The following is a 4,651-nucleotide window of genomic DNA, read 5'->3' as shown; positions in this document are numbered from 1 at the left end:
TCCGTTCCGAACCCGTGTCCCACGGTCCGCCGTAGCCGGGGCGAGTAGCCTGGTGCAATTTTGACACGGGCCTCAGATTGTCTTCGTTAGGGCGGAGAGAACGTTGGACGGCGGACGATTTCGGGTTGATCGCCGGAGCCGCGGCGGGCAAAGTCTCCACGAATCACTTCTGGCAAAGGAGAATGGAGGCCCCATGACGCGTACCTCGCTCGCCGAGCGCATGTCCCGGCTTGAACAACAGAAAGCCCGGCTCGCCGCCGACGAAGCCAGGATCAAGAACGACGAGCGCAAGGCCCGCACCCGCCGCCTGATCGAAGCCGGAGGTCTCGTCGAGAAAGCCGGGCTCCTCGATCTCGAACCCAACGCCCTCTATGGCGCGCTGCTGTCCCTATCGGCCGGCGCAAAGGATTCCGCCCGCGTCGCCGAATGGGCCAAGGCCGGCGGCCATATCTTCGACCGGGAGGCCAAAGCTCGCGACGCCGGCCGCGAGCCGCTGACCGTCACCTTCGCCGCCGTCCTGCCGACCCCCTTCACCACCCAATTGCGCGCCGCGGGCTTACGCTGGAACAAGGTGCTGCATCACTGGGAGGGTCTCGCCGATCATGCCGCCGTCGCCGCCCTCGCCGCCGAACATGACGGCAAGATTCAGCGCGTCCGGCCGCCGGTCGATGGGGAAACACGGACTGCGGCTCAATAGGGCCGCTCCCAATGTCGTCGAACATCAGTGTTCATGCGCGCGCCATGCTTCGCTTCGTCGTTGCGATCGCTGCGCTCGTCCTGTGGTATCCGGCCTTCCAGCTCGCCCACGATCTCTGGCGCCGCCTGCTGATCGGCATGGCGCAAGGCGACGGCATAATCGACGCCGCCGCCTACGACCTCGCCTATGCAGCCTGGCCGACCGCAACCCTCATAGGACCCGCAGTGGTCATGGCCCTGGCGCTCGGCCTACAGGAAATCGCTGTCGTCCCTCGTCTGACGGCCGCCGCAACGATCGTCGGCATGGCCGCCGCAACCGTGTTCACCGGCTGGCAGGAGGGCGCGCGCCTCATCGCGAATGGGCTGGCCCATGGTTGGGACGATGTCCCCCGCGTCATCCATGGCGATGTCAGTTTCGCCTGTGGATTTGGAGCTGTCGCCGCCTTCGTCGGCGTTGTTGTCCTCACCGCTAAACCCAAGAACCCCAAAAATGTGAAGCCGACCGAACGCGCCAAAACCGACACGTTTGGCCATGCTGACTGGATGCCCATGAAGGAGGCCAAGAGGCTGTTCGACCCGTCGCGCGAGCCGCTCGGCGGCGTCGTGGTCGGCGAGGCCTACCGCGTCGATCAGGATTCCGGCGCCATGGGAAAGGCCTTCGATCCCCGTGACCCTTCCACCTGGGGCAAGGGCGGCAAGGCCCCCCTACTCGTCTTCGATCTCGGCGAAGGCGGCACCCATGGCCTCGTCTTCGCCGGCTCTGGCTCGTTCAAGACCGTATCGACTTGCGTGCCGACTCTGCTCACGTATCGCGGTCCGACTGTCACCCTCGATCCCTCGTCCGAGTTGGCCCCCATGCTGACGCCGGCCCGCCTCGCCATGGGCCGGCGCGTCATCTGCATCGATCCGGTCCGTCGCGACGGCGCCTTCAACGCCCTCGACTGGCTCGACCCGGCCTCTGCTCACATCGACGGCGATATCACTGCGGTCGTCGACTGGATTTGCGGCGAGACACGCCCCGTGACCAGCAACACGCCCGAGGCCGGAAAAGCCTTCTTCGAAAGCCAGGGCAAGGCCATGGTCGAGGCGCTCCTTTCCGACATCGTCTTCGATCCCGACCTTCCCCAGTCCAAGCGCAACCTGGTGACGCTGGCCATCCGCCTCGCTCTGCCCGAGGAGGCCATGCGCCGGGAGCTGGCGCGCATCCACGCGGATTCAAATTCCCATGTCGCCCGCCACCTGGCCGGCCAGCTCATGAACCTCGTCGCCGAGACCTTCTCCGGCGTTTACGGCAACGTGAGCAAGCAAACCAAATGGCTCGCCAACCCACGTTACGCCGCCCTCGTTTCCGGCGGCGGGTTTCGGACCGCCGACCTTGTCGCCGGCGATGTCGATCTCTTCATCAATATCCCCATGAAGGTTCTCGAGACGACGCCGGCGCTGGCCCGCGTCGTCGTCGGCGCCCTGCTCAACGCCGTCTATGAGGCCGACGGGCGCCTGCCCGGCGGAAGAGTCGTCTTTCTCCTCGACGAGGTCGCCCGCCTTGGCTTCATGTCGTCGCTCGCCCGAGCCCGCGACGCTGGCCGCAAATACGGCATCACCCTCGTCATGCTCTACCAGTCCGAAGGCCAGCTCCGCGAGCAATGGGGCGAAGGCGGCAAGGCCTCCTGGTTCGAATCCGCCTCATGGCGCGCTTATGCCGCTATCGGCTCGCTCGAACAGGCCCGCGCCATTTCCGAGGCCTGCGGCGAGCATGGCGTCATCCTCTCCTCCGAGGGTACGAACCGCAGCAAAAGCAGCCGCCCTCTCGATCGCGGCGCGGCAACCACAGGCTCCTCCGAGCAACTCTCTGAGCGCGGGCGGCCCCTCGCCATGGTGTCGGAGATCCTCGCCGATGCCCGCGCCGACGAGCAGTTTGTGTTCGTTCGAGGCCGCAAGCCCCTGCGCTGCGGACGGGCGATCTATTTCCGTCGCCCGGACATGGTCGGCCTGGTCGCCGCCAATCGATTCGCCCCGCCCCCGCGCCTCGCGGCGGCGGGATCGCGCTCATGAGCGTAAGCGCCCGCGCGCAAACCCCGCCCTCCCCGCTCGATCAGCGTCTCGATCGCATCGAAAACAAGCTCGATGAGATTCTGCGCCGCCTCGACGCGGCCGCGCCGCCCGCCGGCCAAACTGCCCCCTCCCCTGCCCCGGCGGCGCCGAGACCGGCCAAATTCCGGCACCCGCCCGCGAGGAGAAGACCATCGACCTCATTCTCGGCGCCGATCTGCAACCGGGTCTCTATCGCCTCAAGCTATGGACCGCCTGCACTCCGACCCGGGATCTCAAGCTCAACGCCGAGGTCCTGATCAAGAACCCCGCGGACATGAACTTGCGGCCCGTGACAGCCGTCGACCTGCTCCATCAGGGCGGATAGGGCCTGAGGCCAAATTCGAGGACGCCGTCCGCCAGCCCTCGCCCTCCGCTAGGGGTGAAGACACGATCAAGCGCGATCGAGCTGAATCCGCCGCAAAGCTTCGGTCGCCTCCTCGATCACCTGGGCTACAGGGATATTCCGCTCGTTCGCCTGGGCGTAAATGAAATCAAGCGTGTCGCGCCGGAGCCGGACGTTAAATTGATGGTCGCGGCCCGTAGGCTGACGATGCCGGCGGCGGATGCCGGAATCGGCTTGATGTAGAGATTGCGCATCTGACGGCGCCACGGCAGGAAAGCCGTTGCGAGCTGCGACGGCTGCAACGGCGTCTTGCGGCAAAGGATCTGAAACAGCCGGGATAGCCAACAGATTTCGGCGCTTAAGCGGCTCAGTCATGCGGCGGCCTCATGGTTCGCAGCCGGCGCGGCTTGAGGATTAAGCATTGCGTCAATCGCATCGGTTAGCCGGATCGCGTCGGCCTTCGCCTTGTCGATTCCCGCGACTTCCTGCCGAGGCAACTGGTCAAGTGTCGTTGCGAAGCTGAACAAGGCGGCAAAAGCGGAGCGCTGGAAAACCCTCGAAATAACCGGGATCTTCGCCTCCGCGACTTGCGATTCCAGGTTCATCATTTCGCGCGAGCGGATTGCGGGCGGGACGTTCGACCATAGAAACCCGTGCGGGATGTCGCGGCGGGACGCATGGGCCATGTCGCGGATAAGCTTGATGGTGCCGAGGCCGTCCTCGACGTCTGGCGGGCTGATCGTGGCCGGCACGATGACAAGGTTGGCGTAGGCGACCGCAAGCGTAAGTGCGGCGTTCGCTGTGCCTTCCACGTCAATTAGGACAACGTCGGCGACGTCGCGGGCGCGCTCGATCTCTTCACGGATATTCGCGGCAGTTGCCTCGCTGACGGTGATCGACTCGGGTTTGACGCCCACCTGCGCCCAGCGAACCAGGCGCTTCTTAGGGTCGGCGTCAATGACGTGAACCCGATAGCCCTGAGCGGCGTATTCGCCGCCGAGGATGATGATCGTGGTCGATTTTCCGCAGCCGCCCTTGCTGTTGGCAGCGGTGATGACGACAGCGTTGCTCGACATGAAACCCCCAAAGCGAGAATGACGACAGGAAAACGATTGCCCCAGGAAAGCTTAACAAATCTGTAACACTATTAGATCACAAAGCTACTGATCGCGCTATGATAGCATAACGTTATCATGTTGATTTGGTACAAATGCTTGGCCTGGCGGGCGGCACAGGATCTCTTGCGACCGATCAACGGTCGCGCCGTTGGATTACCGCGCTTACACCGCGTCGGGTGAGTATGCGGCTACACAGAAGTGAGCTGGGCATAAAAACGGAAATTTTGCCGATTGGCGTAGCGCATCATGGTCATAATAACTATAGTTAGTCTAACTAGGGGGGCGGGTGCCGATCTACAAACTCAAAACATTCGCTCGTTTCGCACGGGATGAAGGGATCGCCGATCGGAGTTTGAGGGAGGCCGTCGAGCGCGCCGACAAGGGATTGGTCGACGCCGATCTC

5 protein-coding genes are annotated in these 4,651 nt (G+C 64.2%); 3 read left to right on the top strand and 2 right to left on the bottom strand.

Features of this window, described 5'->3' with window-relative positions:
• Positions 1-193 precede the first annotated feature (193 nt).
• Together ACLP2E_RS13570 and ACLP2E_RS13565 are read left to right on the top strand one after the other, a co-directional pair.
• The gene (locus ACLP2E_RS13570; protein WP_442466245.1) at positions 194-697 is read left to right on the top strand and encodes a conjugal transfer protein TraD; all 504 of its coding nucleotides are present in this window, start codon (positions 194-196) and stop codon (positions 695-697) included.
• 11 nt (positions 698-708) lie between these two features.
• Positions 709-2,748: a type IV secretory system conjugative DNA transfer family protein gene (locus tag ACLP2E_RS13565; protein WP_442466244.1), complete on the top strand. Its 2,040-nt coding sequence runs from the start codon at positions 709-711 to the stop codon at positions 2,746-2,748.
• Between the two features lie 430 nt (positions 2,749-3,178).
• Here the strand turns inward: ACLP2E_RS13565 and ACLP2E_RS13560 are convergent, their stop codons facing one another.
• Both ACLP2E_RS13560 and ACLP2E_RS13555 read right to left on the bottom strand, forming a co-directional pair.
• On the bottom strand, positions 3,179-3,505 hold the full coding sequence (locus ACLP2E_RS13560) for a hypothetical protein (protein ID WP_442466243.1): 327 nt from the start codon (positions 3,503-3,505) through the stop codon (positions 3,179-3,181).
• On the bottom strand, positions 3,502-4,206 hold the full coding sequence (locus ACLP2E_RS13555; RefSeq protein WP_442466242.1) for an AAA family ATPase: 705 nt from the start codon (positions 4,204-4,206) through the stop codon (positions 3,502-3,504). Before ACLP2E_RS13555 ends, ACLP2E_RS13560 begins: the two co-directional genes overlap by 4 nt.
• A gap of 328 nt (positions 4,207-4,534) precedes the next feature.
• Between ACLP2E_RS13555 and ACLP2E_RS13550 the strand changes: the two genes are divergently transcribed.
• Positions 4,535-4,651 (top strand): type II toxin-antitoxin system RelE/ParE family toxin (locus tag ACLP2E_RS13550; RefSeq protein ID WP_442466246.1); only part of this gene is annotated, 117 nt, incomplete at its 3' end.

The organism is Rhodoblastus sp. (genome assembly GCF_052145335.1).
In the GTDB taxonomy this organism is placed as follows: domain Bacteria; phylum Pseudomonadota; class Alphaproteobacteria; order Rhizobiales; family Beijerinckiaceae; genus Rhodoblastus.
The sequence above is the reverse complement of the archived record's forward strand: the minus strand, read 5'-3'. Positions and strand labels throughout refer to the sequence as shown.